The 14929-nt window shown below is 60.7% G+C and carries 21 protein-coding genes; 18 read left to right on the top strand and 3 right to left on the bottom strand.

What is annotated here, in order from left to right:
- Positions 1–44: 44 nt before the first annotated feature.
- The 3 genes from AC54XV_RS24190 to AC54XV_RS24180 form a co-directional block, all read right to left on the bottom strand.
- Positions 45–287, bottom strand: a complete 243-nt coding sequence (locus tag AC54XV_RS24190; protein WP_003316268.1) for a pyocin activator PrtN family protein — start codon at positions 285–287, stop codon at positions 45–47.
- A gap of 121 nt (positions 288–408) precedes the next feature.
- Positions 409–657, bottom strand: a complete 249-nt coding sequence (locus AC54XV_RS24185) for a DUF1654 domain-containing protein (protein ID WP_496717267.1) — start codon at positions 655–657, stop codon at positions 409–411.
- A gap of 154 nt (positions 658–811) precedes the next feature.
- A complete protein-coding gene (locus AC54XV_RS24180; RefSeq protein WP_024639984.1) occupies positions 812–1423 on the bottom strand; it encodes a LexA family protein in 612 nt (203 codons plus the stop codon).
- A gap of 189 nt (positions 1424–1612) precedes the next feature.
- Between AC54XV_RS24180 and AC54XV_RS24175 the strand changes: the two genes are divergently transcribed.
- The 18 genes from AC54XV_RS24175 to AC54XV_RS24090 all read left to right on the top strand — a co-directional run bounded on the left by AC54XV_RS24175 (position 1613) and on the right by AC54XV_RS24090 (position 14929).
- Positions 1613–2056 (top strand): hypothetical protein, encoded by a 444-nt coding sequence (locus AC54XV_RS24175; RefSeq protein ID WP_024652211.1) that lies wholly within the window; start codon positions 1613–1615, stop codon positions 2054–2056.
- 272 nt (positions 2057–2328) lie between these two features.
- The gene (locus AC54XV_RS24170) at positions 2329–2514 is read left to right on the top strand and encodes a Com family DNA-binding transcriptional regulator (RefSeq protein WP_011269119.1); all 186 of its coding nucleotides are present in this window, start codon (positions 2329–2331) and stop codon (positions 2512–2514) included.
- An 11-nt stretch (positions 2515–2525) separates the two neighbouring features.
- On the top strand, positions 2526–3698 hold the full coding sequence (locus AC54XV_RS24165; RefSeq protein WP_024639983.1) for a cellulase family glycosylhydrolase: 1173 nt from the start codon (positions 2526–2528) through the stop codon (positions 3696–3698).
- Positions 3699–3820: 122 nt separating this feature from the next.
- Positions 3821–4210 (top strand): hypothetical protein, encoded by a 390-nt coding sequence (locus AC54XV_RS24160; RefSeq protein ID WP_003411734.1) that lies wholly within the window; start codon positions 3821–3823, stop codon positions 4208–4210.
- Complete coding sequence (locus AC54XV_RS24155) at positions 4191–4529, top strand: lipoprotein (protein WP_011269117.1); 339 nt, start codon at positions 4191–4193, stop codon at positions 4527–4529. Before AC54XV_RS24160 ends, AC54XV_RS24155 begins: the two co-directional genes overlap by 20 nt.
- A 45-nt stretch (positions 4530–4574) precedes the next feature.
- Complete coding sequence (locus AC54XV_RS24150; RefSeq protein WP_011269116.1) at positions 4575–5165, top strand: phage tail terminator protein; 591 nt, start codon at positions 4575–4577, stop codon at positions 5163–5165.
- A complete protein-coding gene (locus tag AC54XV_RS24145; protein ID WP_003394899.1) occupies positions 5162–5350 on the top strand; it encodes a DUF2635 domain-containing protein in 189 nt (62 codons plus the stop codon). Before AC54XV_RS24150 ends, AC54XV_RS24145 begins: the two co-directional genes overlap by 4 nt.
- Before the next feature lie 18 nt (positions 5351–5368).
- Positions 5369–6865, top strand: a complete 1497-nt coding sequence (locus AC54XV_RS24140; RefSeq protein ID WP_003401998.1) for a phage tail sheath subtilisin-like domain-containing protein — start codon at positions 5369–5371, stop codon at positions 6863–6865.
- A 60-nt stretch (positions 6866–6925) separates the two neighbouring features.
- Complete coding sequence (locus tag AC54XV_RS24135; protein WP_011269114.1) at positions 6926–7273, top strand: phage tail tube protein; 348 nt, start codon at positions 6926–6928, stop codon at positions 7271–7273.
- Positions 7270–7566 carry a phage tail assembly protein gene (locus AC54XV_RS24130; protein ID WP_003316280.1) on the top strand — a complete coding sequence of 99 codons (297 nt, stop codon included), beginning with the start codon at positions 7270–7272 and terminating at the stop codon, positions 7564–7566. The genes AC54XV_RS24135 and AC54XV_RS24130 overlap by 4 nt, the downstream gene beginning before the upstream one ends.
- The gene (locus AC54XV_RS24125; RefSeq protein WP_103360398.1) at positions 7491–7697 is read left to right on the top strand and encodes a hypothetical protein; all 207 of its coding nucleotides are present in this window, start codon (positions 7491–7493) and stop codon (positions 7695–7697) included. Before AC54XV_RS24130 ends, AC54XV_RS24125 begins: the two co-directional genes overlap by 76 nt.
- Positions 7697–9856, top strand: coding sequence for a phage tail tape measure protein (locus AC54XV_RS24120; protein ID WP_011269113.1), 2160 nt, complete (start codon positions 7697–7699; stop codon positions 9854–9856). Before AC54XV_RS24125 ends, AC54XV_RS24120 begins: the two co-directional genes overlap by 1 nt.
- A complete protein-coding gene (locus AC54XV_RS24115) occupies positions 9853–11277 on the top strand; it encodes a DNA circularization protein (protein WP_024643161.1) in 1425 nt (474 codons plus the stop codon). Before AC54XV_RS24120 ends, AC54XV_RS24115 begins: the two co-directional genes overlap by 4 nt.
- 3 nt (positions 11278–11280) lie before the next feature.
- On the top strand, positions 11281–12408 hold the full coding sequence (locus AC54XV_RS24110; protein ID WP_024643160.1) for a phage baseplate assembly protein: 1128 nt from the start codon (positions 11281–11283) through the stop codon (positions 12406–12408).
- A complete protein-coding gene (locus tag AC54XV_RS24105; RefSeq protein ID WP_003372720.1) occupies positions 12405–12917 on the top strand; it encodes a phage baseplate assembly protein V in 513 nt (170 codons plus the stop codon). Before AC54XV_RS24110 ends, AC54XV_RS24105 begins: the two co-directional genes overlap by 4 nt.
- A complete protein-coding gene (locus AC54XV_RS24100) occupies positions 12914–13312 on the top strand; it encodes a phage GP46 family protein (protein WP_024643159.1) in 399 nt (132 codons plus the stop codon). Before AC54XV_RS24105 ends, AC54XV_RS24100 begins: the two co-directional genes overlap by 4 nt.
- On the top strand, positions 13302–14342 hold the full coding sequence (locus AC54XV_RS24095; protein WP_496717260.1) for a baseplate J/gp47 family protein: 1041 nt from the start codon (positions 13302–13304) through the stop codon (positions 14340–14342). The genes AC54XV_RS24100 and AC54XV_RS24095 overlap by 11 nt, the downstream gene beginning before the upstream one ends.
- Positions 14330–14929 carry a YmfQ family protein gene (locus AC54XV_RS24090; RefSeq protein WP_060400818.1) on the top strand — a complete coding sequence of 200 codons (600 nt, stop codon included), beginning with the start codon at positions 14330–14332 and terminating at the stop codon, positions 14927–14929. The genes AC54XV_RS24095 and AC54XV_RS24090 overlap by 13 nt, the downstream gene beginning before the upstream one ends.

Raw genomic sequence — 14929 nt, 5'->3', positions numbered from 1 at the left:
AAGTTCGATGAACATTATCGCGCTGCGGCGGTGCTTTTTTGACCTCAGGCGGCCCTGTTGGTCACGATGGCGCTCAGGTAGTTGGCCAGGTCGTGCAGGTACACGAAGGGGTGCCCCTGACGACTGCCGCCTGTACGGCTGACCTTCAAGTCGATGCGCCCTGCGTTGATCTTGCGCAGCAGATTTCTGTCGTTCGACAGGTGCGAAAAATAACGCTCTCTGACGGCGCTCAGCGAAGGGCACGGCGTGGCGAATTCTTTGCGGAGTTGATCCAGTATTTCGTTCATTCCATGACTCCCTGTGGTTTGCATGTGAGTACTCCCGAAATGGGGTGCAGACAAACAATACGATATGTAGCGCGTCGTGACAATACAGTTTGTATTTTAAATACGATCTGTATAGTCCGCATCACAGGGAATCGATGTACCAGAACACGTGGGCAGTGCCGTTTTCAGAGCTGCGGGTTACGTTGATGCCGTCGGCCTCGCTGATCTGATCCATGATGCGCTCCCAGTGGGCCACCGACTCGCCAGGCTCCCTGATCAGGAGGACCTGATGCTCGATCTGGGCCTTGTCACTGGTGATAGCGTCTTGAATCCGCTGTGCCAAGGCCAGATAAGCGTCATGTTGCGAGGTGTCGGGGAACTGCTTGAGCATGAGTGAACTCCTTTTTACTGTATGTGCATACAGTAATTGAGGGGTGTTTCTCACGCAAGCTACAAATGTTTCCTACACGGACACCTGCCCGGACTGAAACAGTGGCGCATGAAAAAGCCCCGATTATCGGGGCTTGGGCGGGGCGTGCCGGGATTCAGAGGCGCATGGTCATCTGCCTGATGACGCCGATCAGTTTGCACTCCTCGGTCACCGCAAGGGTCGGGTAGGCGGGGTTCAGCGGCTTGAGAAAGTAGCGTCCGGCGTCTTCGACCAGTTTTTTGAAGGTGGCCTCGTTGCTTTCCGGCAGTTTGGCGATGACCAGCTTGCCGGCAGTGGGCTCGATTCCGGTGTCGACCAGAATCAACATGCCTTCGGGAATGCTCTGCCCTGCGGGCGCGGTCATCGAGTCACCACGCACTACCAGCCAGAAAGCTCTGCCCTTGGCTTTATAGTCGCTGATCTCGAAAGTGTCCGAATAGCCGGCAGGGTAGGGCTCGACGGCCTCACTCCAGCCACCGGCCTCGACCCAGCTGATGACCGGATAGCGATAGAAACGCGAAGGCTGCACCGTGGGCTCCACGTTGTGCATGCCGGGTTCGCTGGCCGGGATGGAGGTGGTGAGAATCGGCAGGCCGAGCTCGGTCAGAAATCGATTGATGACCTCGATCTTCGGTTCACGCTTGCCGTTCAGCCAATGCCCTACCGCGCCGGGCGTCACGCCCATCCGCTCAGCCATTTCTTCCTGGCTGATTTCCTGGGTTTCCATGACCTGTCTTGCGACTTCATACCATTTTCTGTTCATGCGTCGAATCATACAGGCTGTAGGTTGTTGAGCAATATACATAATGTAATGCTTCGTTGTGTCATAAAAATACAAAATGTATTGTAAGGCCTTTGTTCTGTGTAGCGAAAGACGCTGCGCAGCTTTTCAGAAAGGTCCTACAGGAGAGACACAATGATCGAGAAAGTAGAAGCCGTGATGCAGCATTGGGGTGAACAGCGCATGCGCATTGGTCTGGGCGGCGGGCTGAGCAGTCCGATGGCCGGGATCATGGAATGGGGCGCGTACATTCCGCGTCGCACACCCGGCTCGCGCGCGCTGGTGGGCAATGGCAGCGGTCTGGACTATATAAGCAGCGAAGTGGAGGCGGCCATTGCGCAGCTGTCGCGCAGCCCGGCAAAGAGCCGCGGGCCCGAACTGGCCCAGCTGGCGACATTGCGTTATGTCGAGTCGTTGCCGGTGCGCGAGCAGATGCGCCTAGTGGGCATTAATGAGGGCGCAGACCGCACCTATCGCAACTGGATCAACAAGCTTCACCAGCAAGTGCTGGCGATTCTCGCCGAGCGCAGCGCTTCCAGAAGCAACAACGCCGTCGCCGACAAAGCTGCGCAAGGGTGAATGAAGACACGGTTTCACGCCGTTTATCCGGGTCGATTGCACAGCTGTGGCCGAACTCGTGTTGAACTCCGGTCAAACTCGACCCACCCCGAAACTGCCCCTTCCCAGGCTTTCCGGAGGGGGGTAAAAAGGTCCCACGATATGCGATTTGCGCCTCAGGGCAGCAGCCGGAAACAGGCTGATCAACAGCCACAACCGGTCACTGGCGACCCACCTCAAACCCCGCCTCGGCGGGGTTTTTCATTGGGCCAGGCGCATGGAGGCCAATGTAGATGTTGAAAAACTTTAGATGCGGGCAGTGCAAGAAACTGCTGGCCCGCATGGGTGAATACACAGAGCTCCAGATCAAATGTTCCCGCTGCGGGACGTTGAATCATGTGAAGGCCGCGAGCCTCGAGTTATCGCCGTTGAGCGAAAGAGGTACAGCAGCGTCGCTGCTGCCTCGCGGTGCCAACTAGAGGTATCAATCATGTCCAATAGCAGTTCTGCTGTCAGCCAGCTGAAGAATATTCCGCTGGTAGGTATCAACCTGGGTTCGGTGGCGAACGCCGGACAGATCGTGCCGGGCGAGGCCGGGACTCATTACCAGTGGCCCAATCGTGGAACCATCACGACCTGGGTCAAGAACCGGGGCGTGCGTCTGATCCGGTTCCCGTTCGAACTTCAGCGCGCCATTCAGCTGTCGACTCTGGACGGTCTGCCAGGCCAAGGGGCGAACCTGAACACCGATTTTGTGAAGCGCTGGAAAGAAATGCTTGGCTGGATTCGCGATGACTCCAACGGCGAGGCCAGAATCATTCCTGATCCGCACCACTACATGCGGTTGCATCGCTACGAAACAGATGCAAACGGGACGCTGACCGGACGCATTCTTCCTGCCGCAGAGGCCGGTAATCAGAATGGCTGGAAGGCAACCGAATCGGTATTGATCAAGGACGGGAACGGTGTCAACGGCACTTTCTGGAGCGCCGTTCACCTGGCCAACTTCCACCAGAAGCTGGTCACTGAATGCGACGATCCGATGGTGCTGGGCTGGGGGTTGGGTAACGAGCCGTATTCGAATACCACGGCAGGTGCCAAAGACTACATTACGTTGCCTGATCTTGAAGCGCTGTACATCAGCACGATGAATACCGTGCTGCAGGCGTTGCGCAATAGCTCGAAAAAGCCGGTGTTCATTTGTGGGCTGGAGTTTGCAAGCGCCAGAAACTGGGCCACCGTCTCTGCCAACCTTCAGTCGAAGATTGTCGATCCGGCCAATGCAATCGTCTGGGAAGCCCACGCTTACGGCGATTACGATAAAAGCTCCAGCGGTGCCTACGCCAATAACAACGATTTGATCTCGCCGACCGTTCTGCGCGATGAAATCGTGGGTCCGTTTCTGACCTATGCCAAGACTAACAAGATGGCCGCATTTATCGGTGAAACAGGGATTCCGCCAACGGCTGCCGGTCGCACCGCGCTGAAAAACCTGCTCGATAAAGCGAAGGCAGAAATGGTGCCAGTGACGCTGTGGGTTACAGGACCCGGCACCGATGGCGAAAAGATGAGCCTGGAAGCCAGCAACCAGGCGCAGACCGTCGCACTGGTCACACCGTACTTTGCCGAGCGCATTGCCCTGTGGGGTTATGCACAGGCATGACGGTGCAAGTCATTCCGTTCTGACCCGACAACGGAGCCCCGTATCAAGGGGCTCTTTCCAGTTTGTTCAGGCTTTCGATCAACGAGGGCCTTGAGAGTCCACCAGCCTGTTACGGAGTACCCATGGACCCAACCGACCTAGGCCCAGGCACAGCTACCTGGCTGGGCGGCACGGGCACAATTCTGCTTGGCGGCTTTTTATGGCTGCGCAAGTTTCTTTCCAGAGATGCAACAGACCGGGCGATGGACAACGCGGACATCGGCACGGTTCGCCGCCTCAATGAACTGCTCGACTCCGAGCGCCAGGCGCGCAAAGAGGCTGAAGCGCGGGCTGATCAGTTCGCCAAGGAGCGCAACGAACTCGCCGCAGCGGTTGGCCGGATGGAGGGCAAGATCGAAGCCCTCACCAGCCACATCGTTCAGCTTACCGACAAGGTCACTACGCAAAGCGCCGAAATAGCCCGGCTGCGATCCCAACTCGGAGGTGCAAACGATGCACAGATGCGCAATTGATTTCATCGCTCGCCATTGGTGGCGGCGCCTGGAGGTCTGGTTGATTTCCATGCTGCTGATCGCTGGCTGCCTGATGCTCGGTTTTCAGGCCGGGCAGTGGTCGGCCAATGCCGAGCATACGCAGCAGCTCGCCGAGGTTCGCAATGCCTATGACGCAGCACTGGGCAAACGCGACCGGCGCCTGGACAGGCTGGCCGAAACCACAACGCAGGCGGCGGACAAGGTCGAGACGGCTGCCTCCATCGCCAGCCAGGCTGCGCATGCGGCCAGTCGCGCGGCGGACAAGGCGGATGAGGCGCTGGGCAAGGTAAGCCAGTAGGCGCATTCATCACGTCAGATCACTCCAACACACGCGGAACTCCTTATGAAGATAACCCCGATAGTTGCCCATTTGCAGGCGACCTGCCCGAGCTTTGCCGGGCGAATCAGTGCCGGTATCGACTGGGCTGCGGTCGCCCTCGGCGATCAGCTCGCTCACCCGTCGGCTTACGTGATTGCCACTGGCGATCAGTCCACGGCCAACGATTTGCAGAACGTCATTCGCCAGAACATCACCGACACGATCGATGTCGTGGTGGTGCTCGATGGTGGTGACAAGCGCGGGCAGGAAGCCAGTGAGCAACTGCATGCCCTGCGCGCCGAACTGTGGCGTGCACTGGTGGGCTGGAACCCGGATCACGATTACGACGCGATGCAATACACCGGTGGCGCGCTGGTGCAGATCAGCGGCGACCGGGTGACGTACCGCTTCGGCTTTGCCGCGCAGTTCCAGTTGGGCCGCAACACCGCCGATCAGCCTGCCGAGACCTGGCACGAAGCGTATCTGGATGGTTTGCCCGGGTTTACCGGCGCCACCCTCGAGATGGACTGCGTTGACCCCGCAGATCCGAATCTGAAATCCCCCGGCCCTGATGGCCGTATCGAAGCGAAGTTCACAGCAGAGGTAACCCCATGACTCAACGCATCACTGTAGTACCGGCCGAGGGCCGCACTGTGCCGGATCCGGAGGCGGGCGATTTGCTGCCCGTCGAAGGCCGGCAGGTGACCTTCAACGCCTGGTGGCAGCGTCGTCAGAACGACGGCGACATCACCATCAAAACCGAGCAATCCACCACCACCCATCAAGCCTTCACGGCTTAACCAAGAGGAAGCCAAACAATGGCTATCAGCTTTAACAACATTCCATCCGATGTCCGCGTGCCGCTGTTTTATGCGGAGATGGACAACTCTGCCGCCAACAGCGCGTCGGCCAGCATGCGTCGCCTGATCGTTGCGCAGGTCAACGACGACGTGTCCGGCCCCGAACTGGGCTCTCTGGTGCTGGTGCCGAGTGTGGCGCTGGCGAAAAACATCGGCGGTCAGGGTTCCATGCTGGCCTCCATGTATGAAACCTGGCGCAAGGCGGACCCCACCGGCGAAGTCTGGTGCCTGCCGCTGCTCAATACCGAAGGCGCCAAGGCCGGTGCGAAAGTTACCCTCACCGGGGCGGCGACCGAAGCCGGTCTGCTGAACCTGTATGTCGGCGGCATGCGAGTGCAGGCCACTGTCGTTAACGGTGCAACCGCTGCCCAGGCGGCCACGGCACTGTCGGTGAAGATCAATGCCACGCCTGACCTGCCGATCACTGCGGCTGTCGAAGCGGGCGTGCTGACCCTTTCCTGCAAATGGAGCGGGGCAAGCGGCAATGACATCCAGCTGGAATTCAATCGCCAGGGCAAGACCAATGGCGAAGTCATTCCGGCTGGCCTGACGGCGGCAGTATCAGCCATGACCGGCGGCGTGGGTACGCCTGATCAGCTCAAGGCACTGGCTGCGCTGGGCGATGAGCCGTTCGAGTTCATCTGCATGCCCTGGACCGACACCGCTACGCTGGATGCCTGGAAAGCGGCAATGGACGACAGCACCGGTCGCTGGAGCTGGGCGCGTCAGTTGTACGGTCACGTTTACAGCGCCAAGCGCGGCACGGTCGGTACGCTGGTGGCCGCAGGTCAACTGCGCAACGATCAGCACATCACCCTGCAGGGTGTGGAAAACGGTGTTCCGCAACCGGTCTGGCTGCAAGCCGCTGCACTGGCTGCGCGCACGGCGGTGTTCATCTCTGCCGACGCCAGCCGTCCGACCCAGAGCGGCACCATGCCTGGCATCGATCCGGCTCCGGCCAGTCAGCGTTTCACCCTGACCGAGCGTGAGTCGCTGCTGCGTTACGGCATCGCCACGGCGTACTACGAAGGCGGTTACGTGCGCATTCAGCGTTCGATCACCACCTATCAGAAGAACGCTTATGGCCAGGCTGACAACTCGTACCTGGACAGCGAAACCATGCACCAGTCGGCGTTCATCATCCGTCGCCTGCAAGGCATCATCACCAGCAAGTACGGCCGCCACAAGCTGGCCAACGATGGCACGCGCTTCGGTGCCGGTCAGCCGATCATCACGCCGAGCACCATCCGTGGCGAGTTGATTGCGCAGTACGCACGTCTTGAAGAAGAGGGTCATGTGGAGAACGCCGAAACGTTCGCCCAGCACCTGATCGTCGAGCGTGACGGCAATGACCCAAGCCGCGTGAACGTGATGTTCCCGCCTGACTACATCAACGGCCTACGCGTGTTCGCGCTGCTCAACCAGTTCCGCTTGCAGTACGACGAAGCGGCATAAGCCTAACCAACCCTTTCAAGCCCGCCTCGTGCGGGTTTTTTCATTCTGGAGATAAACAACATGGGTCAGAAAGTTGCGGGTACCTGCTACATCAAAGTGGATGGCACCCAATTGACCATCAGCGGCGGCGGCGAAGCGCCTCTGATGAACATCAAGCGCGATACCGTCGTACCGGGCTACTACAAGGAAGTCGATAAGGCCGCGTGGTTGAAATTCACCGCCGTGCATACCGCAGATCTGCCGCTCAAGCTGCTCACTACCGGTGTGGATATGACCATCACCTGTGAGTTCAAGAACGGCAAGACCTACGTCCTGTCCGGCGCCTACCTGGTCGATGAGCCGAGCAGCAAAGCTGACGACGGCACCATCGAGCTGAAATTCGACGGCAATCAGGGGAGCTGGCAATGAGTGAAGTCATCGACCTGGCCAGCCCGATCGAAGCGCACGGCGAAACCCTTTCGCAACTGACCTTCCGGCGCCCTACAGCGCAGGAAGCGCGGGCCATCAAGGCCCTGCCGTACAGAATTGACAAGAACGAGGAAGTCTCCCTGGATCTGGACGTGGCGGCGAAATACATCGCCGTCTGCGCTGGCATCCCGCCCTCGTCGGTCAATCAGATGGACCTGTGCGACATCAACACGCTGAGCTGGAAGGTTGCGAGTTTTTTCATGGCAGCGGCATCAGCGACCTCGAAGGACTGATCGCCGTCGTTTACGACCTCGCGTACTTCTGGAAGACCGATCCCGAACTGATGATGTCCAGGGAGCTGGACATCATCACCGAGTCGATCTTGCAGACGCAACGCATCAACCAGATCCTGCAGGGGGAGTGATGGCAGACACTATCAAGACGCTGATTACCGGCGTCGACAAGCTGTCTCCAACGCTGGCAACCATCCGCAACAACGTTGAAGGCTTCGAGACCAGGCTTAAAGGCTCTGGTCTTGGGAACGTCGAAGTGGGCGAGATGATCAAGAGCAATGCTTTGGCAGAGCCCTTGATTGCCGGGGTAAAGGCAGCGATCGGTTTCGAGACCAGCATGGCCGGCGTGAAACGATCGGTCACCTTTGAAACACCGCAACAGTTCCAGCAGATGAGTTCCGACATTCTGGACCTCAGTGAACGACTGCCGGAAAGCGCCAACGGTATCGCGGCGATTGTCGCCGCAGGTGCCAAGGCCAACGTACCGCGCGAAGAACTGACCGGGTTTGCCAGCGACGCCGTGAAAATGGGCGTCGCATTCGATCAGACGGCGGCCGAGTCGGGCGACATGATGGCCTCGTGGCGGTCATCGTTTCAGATGACTCAGCCGCAGGTCGCGGCGTTGTCCGAGAAGATCAACGTGCTCGGCGGCAACAACCTGGAAAAGAAAATCGCCACCATGGTGACTGCAATGGGCCCGCTCGGGCCGGTTGCGGGGATGGCCTCCGGGCAACTGGCGGCAATGGGCGCGACCCTGGCCAGCGTCGATGTGCCGGCCGATGTGGCCGCCAGCGGCATGAAGCGGTTCATGCAATCGTTGACCGAAGGGGGCGCGGCGAAAGCCGGGGCGTTCGAGGCGTTGCAGCTCGACGTCAACCAGCTGACCCAAGGCATGCAGAGTGACCCGTCCGGGACCATTGAAAAGGTCCTGACGGCGGTTTCCAGTGTTGATCCTGGCAAACAGTCGGACGTCATCACGCAGCTGTTCGGTGCCGAATCGCTGGGCGCGATCACGCCGCTGCTGGCCCACCTCGATGTGCTCAGGTCCAACCTGGCCAAGGTTGGGGAGGGCGTGCAAAACAGCGGCTCCATCGAGAAGGAGTTCGCAGACAACTCCCAGACCACGGCCACTGCCATCAAAGAGATGACCAACCGTGTCGATCGTCTGGGCATCAATATCGGCAGTATGTTTCTGCCGGCGATGAACGAAGCGATGGCCGTGATCGGGCCGATGATTTCTCAGGTCGCCGCGCTGGCGGCCGAACATCCAGAGGTGATCAAGGGCGTCGTGGGCGCCGCGATTGCTTTCGGCGTACTGCAAGTAGCCGTTCTCGCTGCGACGAGTGCCGCCGGGCTGCTGGCTGCGGTCATGGGCATGTCACCGTTGGGCCTGATCGTGCGCGGCCTCGCGCTGGCGGCAGGTTTTCTGATCGCCAACTGGTCGACCGTCGCACCTTATTTCCAGGCGGTCTGGGAGGCGATTCGCGGACCGGTAATGGCGCTGTGGGACGTACTCAAGGCGGTCTTCGCCTGGACGCCGCTGGGCATGATCGCAGCCAACTGGCAGCCACTGAGCGAATTCTTTGCTGCGCTGTGGGACGTGATCAAGGCGCTGGCCACGCCGGTCTTCGATTTTCTGCAGACGCTGTTTGCGTGGTCGCCATTGGGCATGGTCGTGGCCAACTGGCAGCCGCTGTCCGAGTACCTGGCCGGCCTGTGGGAAACCATCAAGGCCGAGGCACAACCGTTTACCGATGTGCTGGCCACGCTGTTCAGTTTTTCGCCGCTGGGCATGGTCATCGAGAACTGGCAGCCGATCAAAACCTGGTTCGCAGGTCTGTGGGCGGACATCAAGCCATTCATCGAGCCGATCATGAGCTGGTTTGGTGGCGACACGAATAAGACCGTCCTGCAGCGGGCGACCGAGAAGGCCAATCAGTTCGCGGAAGAACAGCGGATACGCAACGCAGGGCCAGGCGGCGGGACGGGTGCGTTTCTGGCGGCCGGTGCCGTCGAGAACGTTCGCGCGAATCAGCAGTTGCTCAATCAGGCCACTGGCGTGCCGCCGACCAGCCAATTGCTCGGCGTACCCACCCCGCTGGCCCCCGGCAGCCTGTTGTTGCAACAGGGCGCAGCCGGGGCCGGCCCGCGACTTGAAGGCGAGCTCAACATTCGCTTTGAAAACGCGCCGCCGGGCATGCGTGCCGGGCAAGTGCAAACCAACCAGCCGGGTTTGACGATATCGCCAAACGTCGGTTATCGAACCCTCGGCGCAGGAGCCGGATCATGAGTACATGGCGTGACAGCCTGCTGCCGGCGTCTTTCCGGGGCGTCGGTTTTTTCATTGAAAAAGCCGTCGTCCCGGCAGGCCGCAAGGGGCAGTTGCATGAGTTTCCACAACGCGACGAGCCTTATTTCGAGTCGCTGGGCAAACAGTCGAAAGTGCATACGCTGACGGGGTTCATTGTCGGTCCCGACTGTTTCGAACAGCGAGACAAATTGCTGCAGGCACTGGAGCAGGAAGGTGCCGGCGAGCTGGTACATCCCTGGCTGGGTCGCGTGCAGGTCCAGGTTGGCGAATGTGGCGTCACACACAACCTGAGCGAAGGCGGACTCGTCCGGCTGGACCTGAAATTCTATCCGGCCAACCCGCTCAAGTTTCCCGTGTCGACGCTCAATACGCGACGGCAGTTGCTGGGCGCGTCCGAGAGCTTGCTGGACTCGGCGCTCAGGCGCTATCGCTCGGTGATGGCCACAGTGGACGCGGTGCGTATCAATATTCAGGCGCTGCGCAGCGCCCTGTCGGGTGTATTCGCGACCATTCAGCGGCAGTTCACACCGTTCATGACGATCTATTCGGATGTCACTGCGCTGGTGCATTCGCTGGTCAATGCGCCGTTGACGGTCAGCACGCTGTTTACCACGTTCTTCGCCAGTTTCGACGGGGACAGTCGTCGAGCCAGAAGAGCGAATGGCACCAGCAGTATTGGCGGGGCGAGTACCGGAACGAATGCTGGTTCAGGTTCCGGCAGCTCGACAGGGGGCGGCTCAGGCAGCGGTTCCGCGAGTGGCAGTAACGGCACCGCTGCGAGCAGCGCGGCAGCAAGGTCCGGCAGCAATGGCGGCGTGTCCTCTGTTGAAACGGTCGATTACCGGTCGGTGATTTCCGAGGCCACGCAACAGGCGGAGGCAGTGTCCGGCATCAATCTGGTCAGCCAGAGCAGCGGGCTGGATACCGGCGTGACGGCGCAGGCCGCGGCCAATCTGGTCCAGGATGCCTTGTTGGTCAAGGTGGCGAAAATCATCGCGAGCATGCCGGTTGCGACGACCGTCACGCCGCTCACGGTGGTGCCGTCGCTGGATCAGCAAGTGACGCAAGCACTGCAGCGCGTGGATGTGCCGGTTGCCGATGATGTGATCGAACTGCGCGACACGCTGAGTTCAGCCATCTGGGAGGCGTCGTTGAAAGCCGACCCTGAACATTACCTGGCGCTCAACACGTTGCGTCAGGCGTTGATCAGGCACCTCAACGCGGTGGCGGCCTCCGGCGTACGTCTGGTGGACCTGAAGGTGTCCGAGCCGTTGCCCGCGCTGGTGCTGGCCTATCGCCGATTCGGTGACGCCAGCCGGGCGCAGGAAATGGTGCAGCGCAATCGGCTGGCCCATCCGGGTTTCGTGCCGCCCGGCACGCTGAAGATCGCTCAGGAGTGACCCATGATCGACCCTAACGTTGTCACCCTGACGGTTGACGAGCACGACTATGCCGGCTGGAAGTCGGTGGAAATCTCTGCCGGGATCGAGCGTCAGGCGCGCAGCTTTGACGTGAGCATTACCTGGCAGTGGCCGGGCACTGAAATCTCGCATCCGATCACGCCCGGCGCCGCGTGCGAAGTGCGTATCGGCGGCGAGTTGATTCTGACCGGCTGGGTGTTTGCCGCGCCGATCAGCTATGACGGCAAGCAAGTCACGCTAAAGATTTCCGGACGCTCGAAAACCGCCGACCTCATCGACTGCTCTGCCATCAACAAGCCGAGTCAGTGGAAGGAGGTGGGGGTGCTGAAGATCGTTGAAGCGCTGGCTGCTCCCTATGGTTTGTCGGTGATCAGCGAAATACCGGAAACCTCGAAGATGGCCGATCACACCATCGAGCCTGCCGAAACCGTGTTCAAGTCCATTGACCGGCTGCTGACCCTGTTCCGGATTTTTTCCACCGATGACGAATACGGCAATGTGGTGCTGGCCAGGCCGGGTAGTCGCGGACAGAGCGCAGACGCGCTCGAACTTGGCAAGAATGTGTTGAGCGCGAACATCGCGCGGGACTTTTCCGGGCTTTTCTCCGAGTACCGGGTCATCGGTCAACAGACCGGTAATGACCAGACGTTCGGCAAGGAGTCGTCGGAGGTCTCGGCCGAGGTCACGGATAACCGGCATGACGATCCCGCGCATAAAAAGCGGCTTCGCGTACTGGTCGTTCATGAGGATGCGCCGATCACACCCAAACTCGCCCTGAGTCGCGCCAATTGGGAGCGTGGTCAGCGGGCTGGCAAGGCGCTGCTCACCACCTACAAGGTCCAGGGCTGGCGGCAGTCCAACGGGGCGCTCTGGCGGCATAACACCATGGTCCGGGTGATCGATCCGGTCATCGGTTTTACGAGCCGCAACATGCTGATTTCAGCCGTGACCTATTCGCTGAGTGACCAAGGCACGATCACCACACTGGTGGTCGGTCCGCCTGAAGGTTTCCAGGCCGAGCCGGGTGACCCCAACAAGCGCAGCAAGGTGCAGGTCAATCAGGATGCTTACTCCTGGCTGCTGCCCATCGACGAGGAAACAACCTCATGAGCTTACTCAATCGCATGCTGGTGCGCGGCACCGTGGTGCTCGCCAGGGCCAGCAGCAAAATGCAGGCGCTGCAAATGCGCCTCACCGCCGGAGAGGTCAAGGACGACATGGAGCACTTCGAACCCTACGGTTTCACCAGCAATCCACTGGCCGGCGCTGAAGGTATCGCCGCGTTCATTGGTGGCGACCGGTCGCACGGTCTGCTGCTGGTGGTGGCCGACCGGCGCTATCGGCTCAAAGGGCTGGAGTCGGGCGAAGTGGCGATCTACACCGACGAGGGCGACAAGATTCACCTCAAGCGCGGCAAGGTCATCGACATTGAAACCGACACCTTGAACATCAAGGCGACGGTGGCCGTGAACTTCGACACACCGCAGATCACCCAGACCGGAAAGATCGTCTCCCAGGGCGACCAGCTCGCCGCGGGTATCAGCCAGATCAGCCATCTGCACGGCAACGTGCAGGGCGGGAATGGCCAGAGCGGGCCGCCCGTTGGAGGTGCCGGATGATCATCGAAGGCTCTCTGCAGGCGTCTCTGCTGCGCTCGGTGGTCATCAGCCTGTTCACTTGGCGACGTGCCGAAGCGGACGACCCGTTCGACGATGCCGAGCGCTATGGCTGGTGGGGCGACACCTACCCGGCACAGGCCAATGACCGCATCGGTTCCAGGCTGTGGCTGCTGCGCCGGGTCAGGCTGACTGCCCAGACCCAGCGCGATGCCGAGTTCTATGCCCGCGAAGCGCTCGACTGGCTGATCGAAGATGGCCAGGTCACGCACATCAACATCCTTACCGAACAGGTTCAGAGCAACCGCCTGAACCTGGGCGTCGAGCTGGTCGTCTCTGACGGTCAGATCGTGCGTTTCAACCCTTCTGAACAGTGGCAGGTGATTTATGCCGTTTGAAACACCTACGTTACCGGCGCTGATCAACCGAACCCAGGTCGACCTCGCCGACGAAGCGCTGCGTCAGTCCGATGCCCGGGTATTGTCCCGCGCGCACAGCGGTGCAGCCTATGGGCTGTACGGCTATCAGGACTGGATCGCCGACCAGATTCTGCCGGACACCGCCGACGAGGAAACCCTCGAGCGGCAAGCCATCCTGCGCCTGAGGCAACCGCGCAAGGTGGCACAGGCCGCTACCGGCACGGTGCGCTTCAGCGCTGCAGCCGGCGCGGTGCTGGATGCGGACACTGTGCTGCAGTTCAGCGATGGACGCTTCTACCGTGTCACCAAAGGCGTCACCGCGGTTGCGGGCAATAACACAACCACGGTCGAAGCGGTGGATGCCGGTGTTCTGGGTAATGCGGATGCCGGTCTGGTGATGACTGCCGTGCAACCGGTCGAAGGCATCGACAGCACCTTCACCGTCATTGCCGACGGACTGTCCGGCGGTATCTCGCAGGAAAGTATCGAGTCCTTGCGTGCGCGTGTCGTGCGCTCCTACCGGGTCATCCCGCATGGCGGCAATCAGGATGATTACGTGACCTGGGCGCTGGAAGTACCGGGCGTGACGCGTGCCTGGTGTGTGCGCCGGTTCATGGGGCCAGGGACGGTGGCGGTGTTCTTCATGCGTGACGACCAGGCCGATCCCATTCCTGACGCTGAGCAGCTCGCTGCGGTCGCGGCGTATATCGAGCCGCTGCGTCCGGTTACGGCGGATGTGTATGTGCTGGCGCCGGTGCAGAAACCTGTGGTCTACACGATCCGGCTCACACCAGACACCTCCGCCGTGCGGGCGGCGGTCGAGGCGCAGCTGCTGGACCTGCACAACCGTGAGGGCGGGCTGGGCGAAACCCTGCTGCTCACGCACATCGCCGAGGCTATCAGTCGCGCGACGGGCGAAACCGATCATGTGCTGGTTTCACCCGTGGCCAACGTTACCGCGGCGGCCAACCAGCTGCTCACGTTCGGGGGTATTCAATGGTCTTCATAAGAACTGCCGAACACTACGCCGGGCAACTGCAGGCGCTGTTGCCCCCCGGCCCAGCGTGGGATCCGGAGCGGGTGCCGGAATTGCAGCAGGTGATTACCGGGCTGTCCCGCGAGTTCGCGCGCATCGATGGCCGCGCGTTCGACCTGCTCAACGAGATGGACCCCGCCACCGTCAGTGAGCTGGTCCCGGACTGGGAGCGGGTGATGAACCTGCCCGACCCGTGTCTGGGGCTCAAACCGTTGTTCGCAGACCGGCGTCTTTCGGTTCGACAGCGGCTTGTGGCGACAGGAGGGCAGAACGCGGCGTTCTACATCGACATTGCCATCAGCCAGGGCTACCCCGATGCCACCGTGACCGAACACCGAGCGCCCCGTATGGGGCGTTCGCGTTTTGGCCAGGCGCACTTTGGCACCTGGAACGCGCAATTCATGTGGACCCTGAACACCGGCGGGCGCCAGCGCCTGGGCCGACGCTTCGGGGCCAGCTACTGGGGCGAGCGGTTCGGGGTGAATCCCGGGCTCGCAATCGAATGTTTGATCCGTCGAGCAGCACCGGCGCACAGCGTCGAATTCGTAAACTTCAACTGA

It is taken from the genome of Pseudomonas fragariae (ex Marin et al. 2024), from assembly GCF_059621105.1.
This window is presented reverse-complemented; position numbering and strand designations above follow the sequence as displayed.